This window comes from Leptotrichia sp. OH3620_COT-345, assembly GCF_003932895.1.
In the GTDB taxonomy this organism is placed as follows: Bacteria; Fusobacteriota; Fusobacteriia; order Fusobacteriales; family Leptotrichiaceae; genus Pseudoleptotrichia.
In genome coordinates, this window is sequence record NZ_RQYW01000240.1 from 1 (window position 1) to 208 (window position 208).

Here is a 208-nt window from a genome sequence, read left to right on the forward strand (position 1 = left end):
TTACTTTTGCCTTCTCACTTTCTATCTCAAGGGCTTTTTTCCCCAATGCCTTTTCTAAATATCCCGTTACTACCTTTGCACTTATTTCCGTTTCTTTTGATTTGATTTGTACTTTATGACCTGCCGATACCGTCCCCTTTACTTTTACTTTCTTTGGTGTCTTGTATACTACAGCTTTTCCTGCATTTATCTTATTCGTCGTTATATC

1 protein-coding gene is annotated in these 208 nt (G+C 36.5%); it reads right to left on the bottom strand.

From position 1 onward, the window contains the following. Nucleotides 1-208 (bottom strand): hypothetical protein (locus tag EII29_RS12625; protein WP_158612590.1); only part of this gene is annotated, 208 nt, incomplete at both ends.